This window comes from Nocardia sp. NBC_01503 (assembly GCF_036327755.1).
Lineage (GTDB): Bacteria > Actinomycetota > Actinomycetes > Mycobacteriales > Mycobacteriaceae > Nocardia.
This window is the reverse complement of record NZ_CP109596.1, coordinates 6,897,578-6,916,511: the sequence shown is the minus strand read 5'-3', so window position 1 is coordinate 6,916,511 and position 18,934 is coordinate 6,897,578. Positions and strand designations below refer to the sequence as shown.

The 18,934-nt window shown below is 68.6% G+C and carries 7 protein-coding genes; 5 read left to right on the top strand and 2 right to left on the bottom strand.

Going from position 1 to position 18,934, the window contains the following annotated elements:
* Window positions 1-103 precede the first annotated feature (103 nt).
* The 3 genes from OHB26_RS31675 to OHB26_RS31665 are packed head-to-tail and all read left to right on the top strand — an operon-like array spanning window position 104 to window position 15,638.
* Window positions 104-13,792, top strand: coding sequence for an amino acid adenylation domain-containing protein (locus OHB26_RS31675; protein ID WP_330180918.1), 13,689 nt, complete (start codon window positions 104-106; stop codon window positions 13,790-13,792).
* A complete protein-coding gene (locus OHB26_RS31670; protein WP_330180917.1) occupies window positions 13,789-14,781 on the top strand; it encodes an ATP-binding cassette domain-containing protein in 993 nt (330 codons plus the stop codon). Before OHB26_RS31675 ends, OHB26_RS31670 begins: the two co-directional genes overlap by 4 nt.
* A gap of 56 nt (window positions 14,782-14,837) precedes the next feature.
* Complete coding sequence (locus OHB26_RS31665; RefSeq protein ID WP_330185840.1) at window positions 14,838-15,638, top strand: ABC transporter permease; 801 nt, start codon at window positions 14,838-14,840, stop codon at window positions 15,636-15,638.
* 173 nt (window positions 15,639-15,811) lie between these two features.
* Here OHB26_RS31665 and OHB26_RS31660 read toward each other — a convergent pair whose 3' ends face one another.
* Window positions 15,812-16,147: an RNA polymerase-binding protein RbpA gene (locus OHB26_RS31660; RefSeq protein ID WP_067563234.1), complete on the bottom strand. Its 336-nt coding sequence runs from the start codon at window positions 16,145-16,147 to the stop codon at window positions 15,812-15,814.
* Window positions 16,148-16,461: 314 nt separating this feature from the next.
* Between OHB26_RS31660 and OHB26_RS31655 the strand changes: the two genes are divergently transcribed.
* Complete coding sequence (locus OHB26_RS31655; protein WP_067563858.1) at window positions 16,462-16,785, top strand: hypothetical protein; 324 nt, start codon at window positions 16,462-16,464, stop codon at window positions 16,783-16,785.
* Here the strand turns inward: OHB26_RS31655 and OHB26_RS31650 are convergent.
* Entirely contained in the window at window positions 16,736-17,791 is a 1,056-nt protein-coding gene (locus OHB26_RS31650) for a hypothetical protein (RefSeq protein ID WP_330180916.1), read from the bottom strand. The two genes, OHB26_RS31655 and OHB26_RS31650, sit on opposite strands and share 50 nt — an antisense overlap.
* Before the next feature lie 215 nt (window positions 17,792-18,006).
* Between OHB26_RS31650 and OHB26_RS31645 the strand changes: the two genes are divergently transcribed.
* Window positions 18,007-18,924: an alpha/beta fold hydrolase gene (locus OHB26_RS31645; RefSeq protein ID WP_330180915.1), complete on the top strand. Its 918-nt coding sequence runs from the start codon at window positions 18,007-18,009 to the stop codon at window positions 18,922-18,924.
* The last annotated feature ends 10 nt before the right edge of the window (window positions 18,925-18,934 follow it).

Genomic DNA, 18,934 nt, shown 5'->3' with positions numbered 1-18,934 from the left:
GTGGATCACGTCCTAAGGCTCGCGCGTGCGCGAAAGCCGAACGGAGGACCGGCCACGGGGGTTATCGGGGAGTTGCGTCTTACAGCGGCAGAAGGAGTGATTGATGAGTTCATTGGCCACCGATCGTGTCGACCAATGTTCTTCGGGTGAATTCTCGGCTCAACCTTTCGCGCTGTCTCCCGCGCAATCGGCCCTGTGGTACGCGCAACGCATCCGGCCCGATATCCCGCTCACCATCGCCCAATACGTGGAGATCCACGGCGATCTGGATGTCGGCCGGCTGCTGTACGCCATCGAGCGGTTCGGCGCGGAGACCGAGGTGGGCCAGGTACGGCTGCTGGAGATCGAGGGGGTGCCGCACCAGGTGGTCGATCCCGCCTGGCGGCCGGGCTGGGCGCGCATCGACCTGCGCGAGGAGCCGGATCCGCGCGCCGCGGCCCTGGCCTGGATGAACGATCACGCGAGCTCGGCCATCGATATCGAACACGATCCACTCACCATCAATGTGGTGCTGCGGACCGGGGATTCGGACTACATCTGGTACACCCGCGGCCATCACATCGTCATCGACGGGTACGGCGCGATGAACGCCACCACCCGCACCGCCGAGATCTATACGGCCCTGGAAGACCACACCGAGCCGGTCGTCTCGCGCGCCACCCCCCTCGCGACCATCTACGCGGACGAGAACCGCTACCACGAGACCAGCCGCTGCCGCAGCGACGCCGAATACTGGCGCGAACAGCTCGAGGGCGTGAACGAACCGCTGAGCCTGTCCAACAGCAGTGCCGTGGGGATCGGTTCGGACGCCGGACGCCGCTGCGCCACCGCCGTACTCGGCGCACACGTCGAGGCGGCGGTGCAGGAGTCCGCGACGGCCTTCGGCTCCAATCCCTCCGCACTCTTCGTGGCCGCCCTGGCCTGCTATGTCCGCGCCGTCACCGGCAATCAGGATGTGGTGCTGAGCCTTCCGGTCTCCGCCCGCACCACCGTGGCGCTGCGCCGCTCCGCGGGCGTGGTCTCCAATGTGGTGCCCATTCGGGTGCGTTTCGAGGGTCCGGCCACCGTCGCCGATACCGTGCGCGCGGTCGAACTGCAGATCACCGGCGCCCTGCGGCATCAGCGCTACCGCAGCGATGACATCCGCCGCGATTGCGGCTACTCGCGTGATGCTCGCGGCTTCTTCGGCCCCATGGTCAATCTCATGCTGTTCCACAGCGAATTGAAATTCGGCAGCCTGGTCGGCTCGCTCAATGTGGTCTCCACCGGGCCCGTCGAGGATCTGTCGATCAATCTCTACAACGGCGACGGCAATCGCATCCACATCGATTTCGAGGCCAACCCGCGCCTGTACAGCGATGCCGAACTCGGTATGCACCACGGCCGGTTCCTGGACTTTCTGGAGCGCTTCCTGTGCGCCGATCCGCAGACCGCGGTCGGCGATATGCCCGTGCTCACCGATCTGGAGCGCGAACGCGTACTGCACGAATGGAATTCGACCCAGGTCGCCCGTCAGGAGGGCACCCTGGCCGGGCTCTTCGCCGACCGGGCCGCCATGTGCCCGAGCCGCGTCGCCCTGGACTTCGAGGGCGAGACGCTCACCTACGCGGCCTTCGACGAGCGCGCCAATCGCCTGGCCCGCGAACTCATCGCACGCGGCGCGGGGCCGGATACGGTGGTGGGCCTGGCCATTCGCCGCGGCCCGGACCTGCTCATCGGTATGTACGCGATTGTGAAGGCCGGTGCGGCGTACCTGCCCCTGGACCCGGATCACCCGGTCGATCGCATCGAACAGATTCTGGAGCAGGCGAATCCGCTGTGCGTGCTGACCGCCTCCCGCGACGCGGTCGAATTGCCCGTTTCGGCACGCCGATTCGATATCGACACCGCCGATCTCTCCGCGCGCGGCGGACGTCCGGTCACCGACGCCGATCGCACCGCGGCCCTGCGCGCCGATCATCTGGCCTACGTGCTGTTCACCTCCGGCTCCACCGGTAAGCCCAAGGGCGTCGGCGTCTCGCACGCCGCCATCGTGAACCGCTTGCGCTGGATGCAGCACGCCTACCCCCTCGACAGCTCCGATGTGGTGCTGCAGAAGACCCCCGCCACCTTCGACGTCTCGGTGTGGGAGTTCTTCTGGCCACTGCAGATCGGCGCGCGACTGCTCATCGCAGCACCCGACGGACACCGCGATCCGGGCTATCTGGCCCGGATCATCGCCGAGCAGGGCGTCACCACCGCGCATTTCGTGCCCTCCATGCTCTCGGTCTTCCTCACCGATACCGATGTTGCCGGGTGTACCGGTCTGGCCCGGGTCTTCTGCAGTGGTGAGGCGCTGCCCGCCGCCACCGTCGCCGAATTCCACGCCGCCCTCGGCACCGGTCCCGACGCGCCCCAGCTGCACAATCTCTACGGCCCCACCGAGGCCGCCGTCGACGTCACCGCCTGGCACTGCACACCCGGTGCGACGGATGTGCCCATCGGCGCGCCGATTTGGAACACCCGCACCTACGTCCTGGACGCGCGACTGCAGCCTGTCGCGCCCGGTGTGGTCGGCGAGCTCTATCTGGCCGGTGTGCAATTGGCGCGCGGTTACCTCGGGCGGCCCGGGTTGAGCGCCGATCGCTTCGTGGCCAACCCCTTCACCCCCGGCACCCGCATGTATCGCACCGGTGACCTGGTGCGCTGGCGCGGTGGGCGCACCGGCGTACTGGAGTACCTGGGCCGCAGCGACTTCCAGGTCAAGATTCGCGGTCTGCGCATCGAACTCGGGGAGATCGAGGCGGCACTGCTGTCGGACAAGCGGGTCGCGCGGGCGGTCTGCGTCGCCCGGCGCGGTCGTGGTGGCGATGAACTCGCCGCGTACGCGGTCGCCGCACCCGGGGTCGAGCCGCTCGATCCGGTCGAACTCATCGCCGGACTGCGTCGGGCACTGCCCGGATACATGGTGCCGCCGGTGGTGCTGGTGCTCGACGAACTACCGCTCAGCGCCAACGGAAAGGTCGATCGCAAAGCGCTGCCCGATCCGGGCAGCGCGCCGCGCCGCGCCACCCGTCCCAGCGCCGGACCGCGCACCGAGGTGGAGCATCAGCTCGTCGCCATCTTCGCCGAGGTGCTCGATACCGACGAGATCGGCGTCGGCGACAACTTCTTCGATCTCGGCGGCAACTCGCTCAGCGCCGCCCGGGCCATCGCCCGCGTCAACGGCGCACTCGGTGCCGGACTCACCATTCGCGATATGTTCGAATTCTCCACCGTCACCGCGCTCGCCGCGCGCGTGGACAGCCTGCAGGCCGAGACCTCCTCGCCCAAACTCGGTGCGGCACAGCGGCCCGCGCACATCCCGCTGTCGCTCGCGCAGCAGCGACTGTGGATTCTGAATCGCTTCGCCGAGCACGCCGCCGCCTACAACATGCCCCTCGCCGTGGAATTGACCGGGCCACTGGATATTCCGGCATTGCGTGCGGGCCTGCGCGATGTGCTCGAACGTCATGAGAGCCTGCGCACCACCTTCCCGGACACCCCGGACGGACCGGCGCAGGAAGTGCATTCGGCCGAAGAGATTCCACTCACGCTCGAGCCGATCGACGCCACCGCGAGCGATGTCCTCACCCTCGCGAGCGAATTCGTGAACTACGGCTTCGATCTGCGCAGTCAGGCCCCGGTGCGGGTCGCGCTCTACGAGACCGCGCCGGATCGGCATCTCTTCCTCATGGTGCTGCACCACATCAGCGGTGACGGCTGGTCCATCGCACCGCTGACCCGCGACATCATGAGCGCCGTCGCGGCGCGCACCGCCGGGACGGCGCCGGAGTGGACGCCACTTCCGGTGCAGTACGCGGACTTCGCGCTGTGGCAGCGGGAGCTGCTCGGCGATGAGGGCGATCCGGCCAGTGCGCTCTCGCGTCAGCTCGCCTACTGGCGGGCCGCGCTCGCGGACCTGCCGGACCAGCTCGATCTGCCCCTCGATCGCCCGCGTCCCCGGCAGCGATCCACCGATGGCGGCCGGGTGGAGTTCGAGATTCCCGCCGATACCCGGCGCCGGCTCGCCGCCGTCGCGGCCGAACGGGGCGTCAGCACGTTCATGGTGTTGCACGCCGCGCTCGCGGCAGTGCTTGCGCGACTGTGCAATACGACCGATATCGCCATCGGCACCCCCATCGCCGGACGCAGTGATCCGGCGCTGGACGAGCTGGTCGGCATGTTCGTCAACACCCTGGTGCTGCGCACCCGGGTCGATCCGGCCGCCGGTTTCGATCGCATGCTCGCCGAGGTCCGCGATACCGACCTCAATGCCTTCGCCAATGCCGACGTGCCGTTCGAGCGCCTCGTCGAGGTGGTCAATCCCGAGCGCTCGGCCGCCCGGCATCCGCTGTTCCAGGTCATGCTCTCCTACGACAGCACCCCGCCACTGCGCTTCGAAATGCCAGGCGTCACCGCCACGGTGGTGCCGATGGCGGTGGACGTCGCCAAATTCGATCTGCAGCTCACCGTGCACGAACCGCTCGGCGTCGCAGCCGACGCGGCATCTGTCAAAGACATGCCGCTCACCGCCGAATTCGGCTATGCCGCCGATGTTTTCGACCACGCCAGCGTCGAGGCCATCGCCCGCCGTTTCGTCGCGGTGCTGGCCGCCGCGGTCGCCGATCCGGCCGTGCCCGTCGGTGACCTGCCCATCCTCGATGCCCGCGAGACGGCCAAACTGGTGCCCATCATGGGTTCGCCCGCCGAACCCGCCAGCACCCTGGCCCGGCTGCTCACCGATACCGCCGAACGCGTACCCGATGCCGTCGCGGTGCGCTACCTGGCACACAACACCAGCTATCGCGAGCTCGACGAACGCTCGAATCGCCTGGCGCGCGTACTCATCGAGCATGGCGCGGGCCCCGAGGTGGTGGTGGCGGTCGCACTGCCGCGCAGCCTGGACTGCATTCTCGCGGTCTGGTCGGTGGCCAAGACCGGTGCCGCGTATGTGCCGATCGATCCGGATTATCCGGCCGACCGCATCGCGCATATGCTCGCCGACTCCGGCGCCATGCTCGGCATCACGAGTCCCGAGCGCCGGGACGAGATGCCGAACTGGCCGGGAAACCGTGGGCGGCACCGCAAGAGCTACGTCGACTGGCTGTTGATGGGCTCACCGGAGCTCGCGCAGGAATGCGCGCGCTTCCCGATCACCCCGCTCACCGACGCGGACCGGCATCATCCGCTGCGCACCGCCGGACCCGCGTACCTCATCTACACCTCCGGCTCCACCGGCAAACCCAAGGCCGTGGTCGTCACCAACGCCGGTATCGCCTCGCTGGCGCATGAGCAGATGCATCTGTTCCGGGTCACCGATTCCGCCCGCACACTGCACTTCTCATCGCCGAGTTTCGACGCCTCGGTGCTCGAGCTGCTGCTCGGGTTCGCGGCGGGGGCCACCCTGGTGGTCGCCCCCGCCGGTATCTACGGCGGTGCCGAACTCGCCGAGCTGCTGCGTGAAGAGCGGGTGACGCACGCCTTCGTCACCCCGGCGGCCCTGGGTACCGTGCCCGCGGAGAACCTGCCGGATCTCGAGGCGGTCATCGTCGGCGGTGAGGCCTGCCCCGAGGATCTGGTCCGTATCTGGACCGATCCGCGGGCTCGGCCCCCGCATCTTCCGGTGCGCCGCATGCACAATATGTACGGTCCGTCCGAGGCGACGGTCGCGGCCACCGCCACCGGACCCATGGTCGCGGGTCAGCCCGTGCCGATCGGCCTGCCGGTGCGCGGTATGCGCCTGTTCATCCTGGACGGTCGCCTGCACCCGGTGCCGCCGGGCGTGGCGGGGGAGCTGTACCTCTCCGGACCGGGCCTGGCGCGCGGCTACCTCGGCCGGCACGGACTCACGGCACAGGCGTTCCCGGCCAATCCACACGGCCGTCGCGGTGAACGCATGTACCGCACCGGCGATCTGGTGGTCGCCGACGGGACCGGGCAGCTGCGCTTCCTGGGCCGCGCCGACGACCAGATCAAGATCCGCGGCTTCCGTATCGAACTGCGCGAAATCGACCACGTCCTGCTCGCGCACGACGGAATCACCTTCGCGCTCACCGTCGTCCACAATGACGAGCGCGGTATCCCGCGCCTGGTCTCCTACCTGACCGCCGAGACCGAGATCGATATGTCGGCCGTACTGGAGACCGCGCGCGGTCGCCTGCCCGGCTATATGGTGCCCTCGGCACTGACCCTGCTCGAGCAGCTGCCGGTCACCCCGTCCGGCAAACTCGACCGCAAGGCCCTGCCCGCACCCGATTTCACCGCGGCCGCACCCTCGCGTGCCCCGGAGACCGAGCTGGAACAGCAGGTCGCGCAGGTCTTCGGTGTCGTGCTCGGCACCGAAATCCAAGGCGCGGAGGACAATTTCTTCGAGGTCGGCGGCAACTCACTGCTCGCCACCCGGCTCACCGCCGCCCTGCACACCGAATTCGGGGTGGAGTTGCCGGTCCGCGCCATCTTCGAAGCACCCACCGTGGCGGGTGTGGCGGCGCGATTGCAGGAAGCGCCCCGGACGCAGCGGGCGGCGCTGGCTGTGCATACCCCGCGCCCGGAGCGCGTACCACTGTCCCTGCCCCAGCAGCGACTGTGGTTCCTCAATAGATATTCCCCCGAATCCAGCGCCTACAACATCGCATTCGTGCTTCGAATCGACGGCGATCCGGATGTGCCCGCCCTGCGCGCCGCCCTCGCCGACCTGGTGGAGCGGCACGAGGTGCTGCGCACCGTCTTCCCCGAGGACGAGCACGGTGCGCGGCAGCGGCTGCTGGAGACCGCCCGCTGTCTGCCGGTACTCGACGCCGTCGAGACCGACGATGTGGGCGCGCGCACCGCACTGCGCTCCCTGGCGCGCCGCGGCTTCGACCTGACCCGCGAGATCCCCCTGCGAATGACCCTGCTGCGCACCGGGAATCGGCGCCACCTGCTCGGTATCGTCATGCACCACATCGCCGCCGACGGCTGGTCGCTCGGCCCGCTCACCCGGGACCTGGCCATCGCGTACGCCGCGCGGCACGGCGGCGTCGCACCCACCTGGACCCCACTTCCGGTGCAGTACAGCGATTTCAGCCTGTGGCAGCGCGAATGCCTGGGCCAGGAGTCCGATCCCGAGAGCACCGCCGCCACCCAGCTGGCCTACTGGCGCGGTGCGCTGGCGGACCTGCCCGAGGAGATGCCGCTGCCGTACGACCGGCCCCGGCCCGCCGAGCCCACCCAGCGTGCGGGCGTGGTGCGGTTCGAGGTCCCGGACGCCCTGCAGCGCGGGCTCGCCGAGGTCGCCCGCGGTAATGGCGTCAGCATGTTCATGGTGCTGCGCTCCACCCTCGCGGTACTGCTGCGCGTGGTCACCGGCGGCCGCGACATCGTCATCGGCACCCCGGTGGCCGGTCGCACCGATACCCGGCTCGACGAGCTGGTCGGCATGTTCGTCAACACCCTGGTACTGCGCTCGGACGTGGACCCGGACCGCGGCTTCGCCGAACTGCTGCAGGCCGACCGCGATACCGAACTCGCCGCCATGGCCAATGCCGAGGTGCCGTTCGAACGCGTCATCGAGGAGATCGGCAGCGCGGCGGGCGGAACGCGGCCGGTGCTGCAGGTCGCGCTCACCGTGCAGGACACGCCGGTTCCGGCGCTGCAACTGCCCGGGCTCGCCCTGCACGCCGAGGAACTCGATATCGCGCTGGCCAAATTCGATCTCGAACTGCGGGTACTGCCCGGCGTCCAGGGCGAGGGCGTCGCCGAGGACCGGGTCTTCGAATTCGTCTACGCCGCTGAGCTCTTCGACCAGCAGTCGGTGCGGATCCTGGCCGACCGTCTGCTCCGCGTCTTCGAGGCCGTCACCGCCGACCCGCGCGTGCGCATTCGCGCCATCGACGCCCGCACCGACGTCGAGCGCGAACTGCTCACCCCCGCCTGGGGTCCGGCCCCCGAACCGCAGTGCAGTCTGGCGGCCTACTTCGCCGCCACCGCACACCTGAACGCGGACCGCGAATTCCTGCGCTTCGGCGATACCGCGCTCACCTACCTGGAATCCGATGTCTACTCGAATCGGCTGGCGCGCGCCCTGATCCAGCAGGGCATCGGCCCGGGCGACCGGGTGGCCCTCGGGCTGACCCGCTCGGCGGAGTCGGTGCTCTCGGTGCTGGCCGTCGCCAAATCCGGTGCGGCGTTCGTGCCCGTCGATCCCAACTATCCGGCCGATCGGGTGCGGCATATGCTCACCGACTCCGGCTGCCGGGTCGGCATCACCATGACCGAGAACGCCGATCGGCTGCACGCCGCCGCCGGTGATCACGCCATGGCGTGGCTGCTGCTGGACGATCCGGCCCTGCTGGACGAATTGGAGGTGCTCGACGACGGACCCATCACCGACGCCGACCGCACCGCCACGCTCTGGACCGCCGACCTCGCCTATGTCATCTACACCTCCGGCTCCACCGGAAAACCCAAGGGCGTGGCGGTAACCCACGGCGGACTCTCCAACTTCGCCGACGAGATCCGCGACCGCATGCGGGTGGACCGCGACTCGCGCACCATGCACTTCTCCTCACCCAGCTTCGACGCCGCCGTCTTCGATCTGCTGCTGGCGGTCGGCTCCGGCGCGACCATGGTCATCGTGCCCGCCGATATCTACGGCGGCGACGAATTGGCCGCGCTCATGGAGGCCGAGGAGGTCAGCCACACCTTCATGACCCCCGCCGCGCTCGCCACCATCGACCGGGAGCGCTGGGAACTGCCGCACCTGCGCTCGGTCATGGTCGGCGGCGAGGCGTGCGGTCCGGAGTTGGTGGCCCGCTGGGCACCCGGACGCGCCATGTTCAACGGGTACGGGCCGACCGAGACCACCGTGGTGGTCACCATCGCCGGACCCATGGTCGTCGGGGAACCGGTCACCATCGGCACCCTGGTGCGCGGCGCGCGTGCCCTGGTGCTGGACGAACGCCTGCGCCCGGTACCCGTCGGCGTACCCGGTGAGCTGTACATCGGCGGCCAGGGTGTCGCGCGCGGGTATATCGACCGCTACGACCTCACCGCCGCGCGTTTCATCGCCGACCCGTACGGCCCCGAGGGTTCGCGCATGTACCGCACGGGGGATGTGGTGCGCTGGAACGCCAATGGTGAAATCACCTACCTGGGCCGCAGTGATCACCAGGTCAAGGTGCGTGGCTTCCGGATCGAACTCGGCGAGATCGACGCCGTACTCACCGCACACATCGGAATCCGCTTCGCGCACACCGAGGTCCGCGATATCGCGGGCACCAAACGCATCGTCTCGTTCGTCCTGCCCGTCGACGCGCACGCCATCGACCTCGACGAGCTGCGTGCACACTGTGCCGAACACCTGCCCGCCCATATGGTTCCGAGCAGTCTGACCCTGCTCGACCGCATCCCGCTGACCCCCGTCGGCAAACTCGACCGTGACGCACTGCCCCAACCCCAGGCCGTGGTCGCCGTGGTCTCCCGCGATCCGGAGACCGAGACCGAACGACTCGTCGCCCAGGTGATGGGCGATCTGGTCGGCACCGAACAACTCGGCGCGGACGACAGCTTCTTCGAGGTCGGTGGAAACTCGCTGCTCGCCACCCAATTGGTGGCCCGCTTGGCCGCCGCCACCGGAGTACGCCTCGAGGTGCGGGCCGTCTTCGCCGCACCCACCGTGGCCGGACTCGCCGCGCAACTGGACGCCGGTCCCACCGCCGCGGACGCCCGCCTGGAACCGCGCCGCCGTACCCGCCCCAAGCAGATCCCGCTCTCGGCCGCCCAACGGCGACTGTGGTTCCTGGAGAAGTTCAACGCCTCCGGGGATCAGGGAGAAGCGCTGGGCGCGTACAACATTCCGGTCGCCCTGCGCCTGCACGGCGAACTGGATGTGCAGGCACTGCGGGCGGCGTTGCACGCGGTGCAGGGCAGGCACGAGACGCTCCGGACGGTCTTCCCCGAGCTCGACGGCGAACCCTGCCAGCAGGTGCTCGATCCGGTCGACGCGGCGGTCTCACTGCCGCTGCGCGCGGTCAAACCCCAGGAGGTGCCCGACGAGATCCGCCGGGTCACCGCCGCCGGATTCGACCTCGGCACGCAGGTTCCGCTGCGCGCCACCCTCTTGCGCCTCACCGGCGCCTCCGGGGGTAATCGGGCCGAACCCTCCGAACACGTGCTGGTCCTGGTGGTGCACCACATCGCCATGGACGGCTGGTCACTGCAGCCCCTGGCGGCTGATGTGGCCACCGCCTACCGCGCCTACGCCGACGGCGGCGAACCGGACTGGGCCGAATTGCCCATCCAGTACGCCGATTACACGCTGTGGCAGCAGGATGTGCTGGGCGTCGAAGGCGATCCCGAATCGGTGATCAGCCGCCAGCTCGACTACTGGCGGCGCGCCCTGGACGGTATTCCCGAACTCCTCGCCGTCCCCGCCGACCGGCCACGCCCGCCGGTGCCCAGCTACCGCGGCGGCACCGTCGAATGCACCCTGGACGCCTTCACCCATCGCGAATTGCAGTCCCTGGCAGCCGAACACGGCGTCACCATGTTCATGGTGCTGCACGCCGCGCTGGTCGCCCTGCTGCACCGATTGACCGCAGGCGACGACATCACCGTCGGCACCCCCATCGCCGGGCGCGGACATCCGGCGCTCGATCGCATGGTCGGCATGTTCGTCGGCACCCTGGTACTGCGCACCCACCTCGACGGCAATGCCGCGTTCGGCGATCTGCTGCGGGCGGTGCGCGATACCGACCTGGAGGCGTTCGCGCACGCGGATGTCCCGTTCGAGCGCCTGGTCGAGGTGCTCAATCCCGCACGCACCCAGGCGCATCACCCGATGTTCCAGATCATGCTGTCGGTGCAGAACCAGCCGGTGCGAGTGCTGGAGCTGCCCGGCCTGCGCATCGAGAACGACGACGCCGATCCCGGTATCGCCAAATTCGATCTGCAGTTCACCCTCACCGAATCCTGGACCCCGCGTCGCGAACCCGACGGCATCACCGTCTCGGTCAACTACGCGGCGGACCTGTTCGAGGAGGCCACCGCCCAGCGGCTCGCGGATCGATTCGTGCGCATGCTCGGCGCGGCCGCCGCGAATCCGGCCACCGCCGTGGGCGATCTGGAGCTGCTGGACTCCGGTGAATGGTCGGCGCTGGCACCCGTACGCGGCGCCGAACCCAGCCTGCCCATCAGCTTCCCGGAGGTGTTCGAGGCCGCGGCCAACCTCAACCGGCAGGCCATCGCCGTGCGGGCGGCGGGCACCCAGATCTCCTACGACGCCCTGGACCGCTGGACCAACCGGCTCGCCCGGGTCCTCATCGGCTTGGGCGTCGGCCCGGAAACCCTGGTCGCCATGGGCATTCCGCGCTCGGCCGAATCGGTCGCCGTCACCCTGGCCATCGCCAAGGCCGGCGCCGCCTTCGTCCCGGTCGACCCCAACTATCCGGAACAGCGCATCAGCCATATGCTGCTGGACTCCGGTGCTGCCATCGGCATTACGCTCTCCGCGCATCGCGAGCGCATGCCCGACGGTGCCAACTGGACCGTGCTGGACGCACCCTCGTTCCGGCGACGGGTGCTGGCCACCTCGGACGCACCCATCACCGATGACGAACGCACCACGCCACTGCGCCTGGACAATCCGGCGTACGTCATCTATACCTCCGGCTCCACCGGCATCCCCAAGGGCGTCGTCGTCACCCACGGCGGCCTGTCCAACTTCGCCGCCGAAACCGCACAGCGCTTCGACGTCGGGCCCGGCGCCCGGGTACTGCACTTCGCCACACCGAGTTTCGACGCCGCCATGCTCGACCTGCTCTTCGCGCTCGGCGGCGCGGCCACCCTGGTGATCAGCCCGCCCGGTGTGGTCGGCGGCGCGGATCTGGGGCGGGTCTTCGTGGAGGAGGGCATCACCCACGCCTTCATCACCACCTCCGCGCTGGGCACCGTCGACCCGGCCGGTGTCACCGCGCTGCGGCATGTCCTCGTCGGCGGTGAGGCCCTGCCACCGGACCTGGTCACCCGCTGGGCGCCCGGGCGCAAGCTCTACAACGTGTACGGGCCCACCGAGACCACCATCGTCACGGTGATCTCACAACCCATGCACCCGGGCGGGCACATCACCATCGGCGGACCCATCCGCGGTGTCGGTGCGACCGTGCTGGATTCGCGTCTGCACCCGGTACCCGCCGGAGTCACCGGTGAACTGCAACTGGCCGGTGCCGCCCTGGCACGCGGCTACCTGCGGCGGCCCGGGCTCACCGCACAGCGATTCGTGGCCAACCCGTTCGGCAAGCCCGGTGAGCGCATGTACCGCACCGGCGACCTGGTGCGCTGGGTCGAGAACGGCGGGCGCGCAAGGGATCTGGAGTATGTCGGCCGCACCGACCATCAGGTCAAGATCCGCGGCTTCCGGATCGAACTCGGCGAGATCGACGCCGCCCTGGCGCGGCACGCCGAGGTCGAGTTCGCCACCACCATCGGACATCGCACCCCGGCGGGCGCCACCGCACTGGTCTCCTATGTGAAACCGCGCACCGGGACCGCGCCGAGTGTCGACGAGCTCACCGCGCATGTGGCCGAGTTGGTGCCCAATTACATGGTCCCGCAATCGATCATGCTGCTGGACCGGGTACCGCTCTCACCGGTGGGCAAACTGGATCGGACCGCACTGCCCGAACCCGTCTTCGCCGCCCGCGAGGGCTACCGCGCGCCCAGCACCCCGACCGAGGCGGCGCTGTGTGCCGCCTTCGCCGATGTGCTCGGCGTAGCACAGGTCGGTGTCGACGACGGCTTCTTCGAACTCGGCGGTAACTCGCTGCTGGCCACCAAGGTGGTCGGCCAGCTGCGGGCGCTCGGGGTGGATCTGCCGGTCCAGGCCATGTTCGGTGAATCCACACCGGCCGCCATCGCCCGTCGCCTGGCCGACGCCGACGGTGACGCGGGTGCGGCGCTCGCGGCCGCACTGCAACCGGTGCTGCCGCTGCGCCCGATCACCGCGACCAGTTCGGCTCCGCTGTTCTGTGTGCATCCGGCCATCGGTTTGGCCTGGTGCTTCGCCGGACTGCTCGCCCAACTGCCGCCCGATCGCCCGGTCTACGGTCTGCAGGCCCCGCACGTCACCGGCGCCGATGACCACAGCACCATCGGTGAAGCCGCGAAATACTATGTGGCACATTTGAAATCGGTACAGCCGCACGGCCCGTACCATCTGCTGGGCTGGTCGCTCGGCGGACTGCTGGCGCACGAGATCGCGGTACAACTGCAGGAGAACGGCGATGAGGTGGCACTGCTCGCGCTCATGGACAGTTACCAGCTCTCGGACCAGTGGCTCGAGGAGGCCGTACCCGGCGTCGCCGACATCATCGGCGAATTCGGCAGCGACCTGCTCGGCGGCGACACCGATGTCGACCCGCGCATGAGCCTGCAGGAGGCCGCGGAGTTCCTGCGCGGCCGACCGGGACCGTTCGCGGCGCTCACCGTCGATCACCTCGAACGCCTCTACACCGGCTACGCCAATGGCGCGGTCCTCGCGCACGGCTTCGAGCCGCGCGTCTTCATCGGCGACCTGCTCTTCTTCACCGCCGCCGACGACGAGATCAATCGCGCCGATCCGGACCGCAATGCCGCGGCCTGGGATCCACACGTCACCGGAGTCGTACATGATCAACTGGTGCGCTGCCGCCACTCGGGCATGACCACGCCCGAATCCCTGGCGGTCATCGGACCGGTACTGCGGGAACATCTGGCCGCCAGCGCCACCCGCACCGAACGGGAGGGGAGCCGATGAGCCTCGCGGTGGAGGTGGAGGGCCTGGTCAAGTATTACGGCAAGGTCCGGGTACTGGACGGCGTCGACCTGGAGATACCCTCCGGCACCGTCATGGGCCTGCTCGGGCCCAATGGCGCGGGTAAGACCACCACGGTCCGGATCGTCACCACCCTGCTCGCCCCGAGTTCGGGCCGGGTGCACGTCGCCGGGGTGGACGTGCTCAAGGATCCGGCGCGCGCCCGCACCAGACTCGGATTGTCCGGACAGTACGCGGCGATCGATGCCAACCTGTCCGGCTTCGAGAACCTGCGCATGGTGGCACGGCTCTACGGTATGAGCCATAAGCGCTCCGCCGACCGCGCCACCGAACTGCTCGCCGCCCTCGGCCTCGAACACGCGGCCGGACGGCGCGCGGGCACCTACTCCGGCGGTATGGCCCGGCGACTCGACCTCGCCGGGGCCCTGGTCTGCCGCCCGCCCGTAGTGGTCCTGGACGAGCCGACCACCGGCCTGGATCCCCGTGGGCGCCTGGATATGTGGCGGGTCATCGGCGAACTCGTGGACGACGGCACCACGGTGCTGCTCACCACGCAGTACCTCGAGGAGGCGGATCTGCTCGCCGATCGCATCACCGTCATCGACCGCGGGCGGGTCATCGCGCGCGGATCCGCCGATGAGCTCAAGACCTCCATCGGCGGTGACAAACTCACCGTCACCCTCGCCGCCGGACAGGATCCGAAACCGGCGAAACAGGTTCTCGCGCAAGTGGGAATCGGTGAACCGATCGAGGATCCCGGCACCGATCAGATCACCGTCGTGGTCGGCGACGGCACCCGCACCATGGTCGAGGCCCTGCGCCGGCTCGACGACGCCGGCGTCTGCATCCTGGACGCCGACGTGCACCGGCCCAGCCTCGACGACGTATTCCTTTCTCTCACCGGCAAATCCACGGACCGCAAACGATCCGAACACCGCACCGACACCGTGCAAGAGGAGATCCTGTCGTGAGCACCGCCACCGCCGAGGCCCCGGCACAGCCGAGACAGCCCGCCGAGCACAATCCGATGCTGTTGCTGCCCAGAGCGATTCGCGACAGCGCCATCGTCGCCTATCGCAATCTGCTGACCATTCTGCGGGTGCCGACCCTGCTGGTCACCGCCACCATTCAGCCACTCATGTTCGTGTTCCTGTTCGCCTACATCTTCGGGGCGTCCCTGGGCGGCGGCCAGTACCGGGAGTTCCTGCTCGCCGGAATCTTCGCCCAGACAGTGGCATTCAATGCCGCGTTCACCACCGTCGGACTCGCCAACGATCTGCACAAGGGCATTATCGACCGGATGCGCACGCTGCCCATGTCCCGGCTGGCCGTGCTCATGGGGCGCACGCTCTCGGATCTGGTGGTCAATATCCTCGCCCTGACCGTCATGGTGGCCTGCGGGTATGCCGTGGGCTGGCGCATCAACGGCGGAATCGCCGATGCCGTACTGGCTTTCGCGGTGATCCTGCTCTTCGCCTTCGCCATGTCCTGGGTGGGTGCGCTCACCGGGCTCGTGTCACCGAGCGTGGAGGTGGCGCAGAGCGCGGGCCTGATCTGGCTGTTCCCACTGTCATTCATCTCCTCGGCGTTCATCTCGGGGGAGACGTTGCCCGGGCCGCTGCGCACCGTGGCGGCGTGGAATCCCATTACCGCGGTCGCGGCGGCGGGGCGCAAACTCTTCGAGAACGGTTCACCGCCCGGCTTCACCCCGGCGGTGGGCTGGCCCGCCGATCACTGCGTCGAGTACGCCATCCTGTGCTCGGTGGGCATTCTCCTGGTGGCCGTACCGCTGGCCCTGCTGCAATACCGCAAGGTCGCCAGCCACTGAACGAGGTCCTCTCGCGCGAGTGACCTGCATCGCAGCCTGCGCAAACCCCTCCCGGACGCCGGGAGGGGCCTGTACCGTGAAAGAGACGAGGCCCCCTCCCGAATGGGAGGGGGCCTCGGTCAATTTTTGTGCACGGTCAATTTTCGAGCACGGTCAGTTCCTACCGTGTGCGCTCAGGCGCGGCGACGGCTCTTGATCAGATCCATCCGCTCCTGCAGCAGCTCTTCCAGCTCTTCCTTGCTGCGACGCTCGAGGAGCATGTCCCAGTGCGTACGCGGCGGCTTCACCTTCTTGGGCTCCTGCGTGGTGCCCTCCATGAGCACACCCTCCTGGCCATTGCGGCACAGCCAGGTCGGGGGGATCTCGGCGTCATCGGCGAAGGGAACATCGAATTCCTCGCCGTTCTCCGTCCGGTACCGCGCCATCCGACGGGGCGCCAGGTCGTGGTCGCGGTCGGTCTCGTAACTCACCGCTCCAAGTCGACTGCCCCGGAGTACGCGATCTGCCATGGGTGCGGTCCCTTCTCGCCTCTCGGCAACAATCAAAACTTCATGTCAACGCCAATGCTTACTCAACGCATCGGCGCGGGCTTCGGTTCCCGTGGAGAGAGAACCCCAACATTCTACTCTGTGTCTAATTTGCCTCCGCGTCGCTCCGGCGGTTCGCGGCCCTCGTGACCCCGTTTCTTCCCTCCCTCCGCTCCTCCGCTGCGCTCCCCCGCTCCACTCGGTCCAGAAACGGGGCGGGCCGCGAACTTACAGGTTCCGGCTTTTCGGCGTGCCACTTGTGCGTGGTCGGGGCGGGCTGGCTAAGGTTTGCGACCATGTCTCGCCGCCTGATGCCCTGTCAATGGTGTGGAAGGGAGATCGCCGATAGTGAGATCGGGCGCCGTCGGCGCTACTGTCGGCAGTCCTGTCGCCAGCGGGCTTACGAAGCTCGAAACAGTCTCAAGGGCAGCGGTATTCCCGAGGACTCGGTGGTGCTCAGCGCTCAGGAGGTCGCGGATCTGTCGGACCGGTGGTTCGCGGCGCGCTGTGCGGCCGAGGATGTCGCCACCGCGGTCGCCGAGGGGGCGGACTCCATCGAACTCACCGATCTCACCGCGATATTGGTGAAACTGACCCGGGACGCGGAGCGGCTGCGGTGACCAGAGTCGTTGCGGTGCTTGGCCCGCGGCGTCCCCGGATCGCGTAGACCAGGGCGGTGCCGAGCACCAGCACGGCGGCGACCGCGGCGAAACCGGTCAGGGTGGCCGCATCGGGGTGGATGAGGGCCTGTCCCCGGAAAGCCTGCCAGGCGATGACGGCGAAGAGTCCGGCGTAGGTCAGCGCCAGCACCCAGATCAGGTCGGCGCGAGCACGTTCGGTGCGCAGCCACGGCACCCGCCGGGCCAGCCGGGGCAGCAGCAGCGCGGTCACGATGAGTACCTGGATACCGTGCAGGCCCAGGAAATGCGCGATACGCAGATCGCCACCGGTGGTGCTCCAGTGCGTGATCGGCATCGCGCCGACGCCGTCGCGAACCGGCGGCTGCCCGGCCTCGAAGGTGTGCCCGGCGGCCAGTTCGATCGGATGCCCGTACGCGTCGGTGGCCTGCTGCTTACCGCTGTAACCCATGGCGTAGGCCACCGCCATACCGGCCACCGCGATCGCCAGTCCGGCGTGAATGGCGCGGGTCAGCGGGCGATCGGTGACCCGCTGCCACGAAAGTGCCACGGCGATCACCAGATTCGCCAGGAACAGGCCCGGCACACCGGTCATGAAAACCTGCTGCCCGATCACATTGAAGGCATCGGTTTCGGTATTGAAGTGGCTGAAGGTGCCGCGCGCGGCCTGCATCACGATGAACCCGACATCCAGCACCCCGGTGATCGCGAAGATCGTTCCCATCCACCAGGTCAGGCGCTGGCCGCGATGCGGGAACGAGAGCAGCCAGGCCAGCGTGAAGGCGTAGAGGACGAAGGCGACCGCGAATTTCAGCGGCTTCAGCCATACCGATTCGTGCAGCAGCATTCGATCGTCGAATGCCATGGCGCACAGGGAGAACAGGGCCAGTCCGGCCATGACGACGGTCATGGCGAGCAGCGGGCGATGCATCCGGCGGGTGGCGGATACCGGTGCGGCTGCGGTCTTCTCGGCGACGCTCGTGGTCATGCCGGCGACGTTATGGCCGGATTCCCGCACCGGTCGTCCCCCGGCGGTGGGGTCCGCGCGTAGTACCCGGGTACTGGGTGGCGCGGGTGACGATCTCTGCCGCAAAGGTGACCGACCCCGCCGCCGCCCTCGATTCGTGACGCCCGCCGCCGTTCAATTCGAGCTGTACGCAAGGTGTTCCGGGAACCACCGGAACGGGATCGAAAGGCAAGGCAGTGACCGAATTCGTGAGTGTGAGTGGCGGCCGGATCGCCTGTGATGTCAGCGGTGACGGGCCGCTGCTGGTGCTCTCGCATGGGATGGGTGAGCACCGCCAGGTGTTCCGGCATATGGTGCCGCTGTTGGCGGCCGCGGGGTATCGGGTGGTGAATGTGGATATCCGCGGGCACGGGGAGTCGAGTCCGAACTGGGCGTCCGAGACCGGGAAGTCCGCGATCAGTCGCACCGATGTCGCGGGTGATCTGATCGAGGTGATCGCGCACTTCGGTGGTCCGGCGGTCATCGTGGGGCATTCGATCTCCGGCGGCGCGGCCACCATCGCCGCCGCGACCGCGCCCGATCTGGTGTCCGGCATTGTCGAACTCGGCCCGTTCACACTGACCCAGCACATGGAACTGCTCGCCATGCTGCGCGTGCGCCGCTACCGCCGGGGCATGATCCGGTTGGGACTGCTCTTCGCACTGCGCAGTCCGCGAATCTGGTTCCGGTACCTCGATATCGCGTACCCGACCAAGCCGGACGATTACACCGAGTACATGGCTGGCGTGGCCGCGATCCTGCGCGAGCCGGGCCGGATGGCGGAGTTCATGAAGGCCGGGGCGACCACCCCGGCCGACGCGCACGCGCAGTTGCCGTATGTCGCCTGCCCCGCGCTGGTGATCATGGGAACCCTGGATCCGGACTTCCCGGATCCGCGGGTCGAGGCGGAGTCGATTGTCGAGGCGATGCGCCCGGGTATCGGACGGGTGGCGATGCTCGACGGTGCCGGGCATTACCCGCACGGTCAAATGCCCGGCGCCACAGCAGAACTCATACTCGATTTCCTCTCGACGCGGCTGCCGCGCAGCTGGGCCCAGCGTGGTCATCGGGCCGCGGAGGGCACCCGGGTCGGTGACGGCCACCGGGTTGGCTGAGGACACCGGC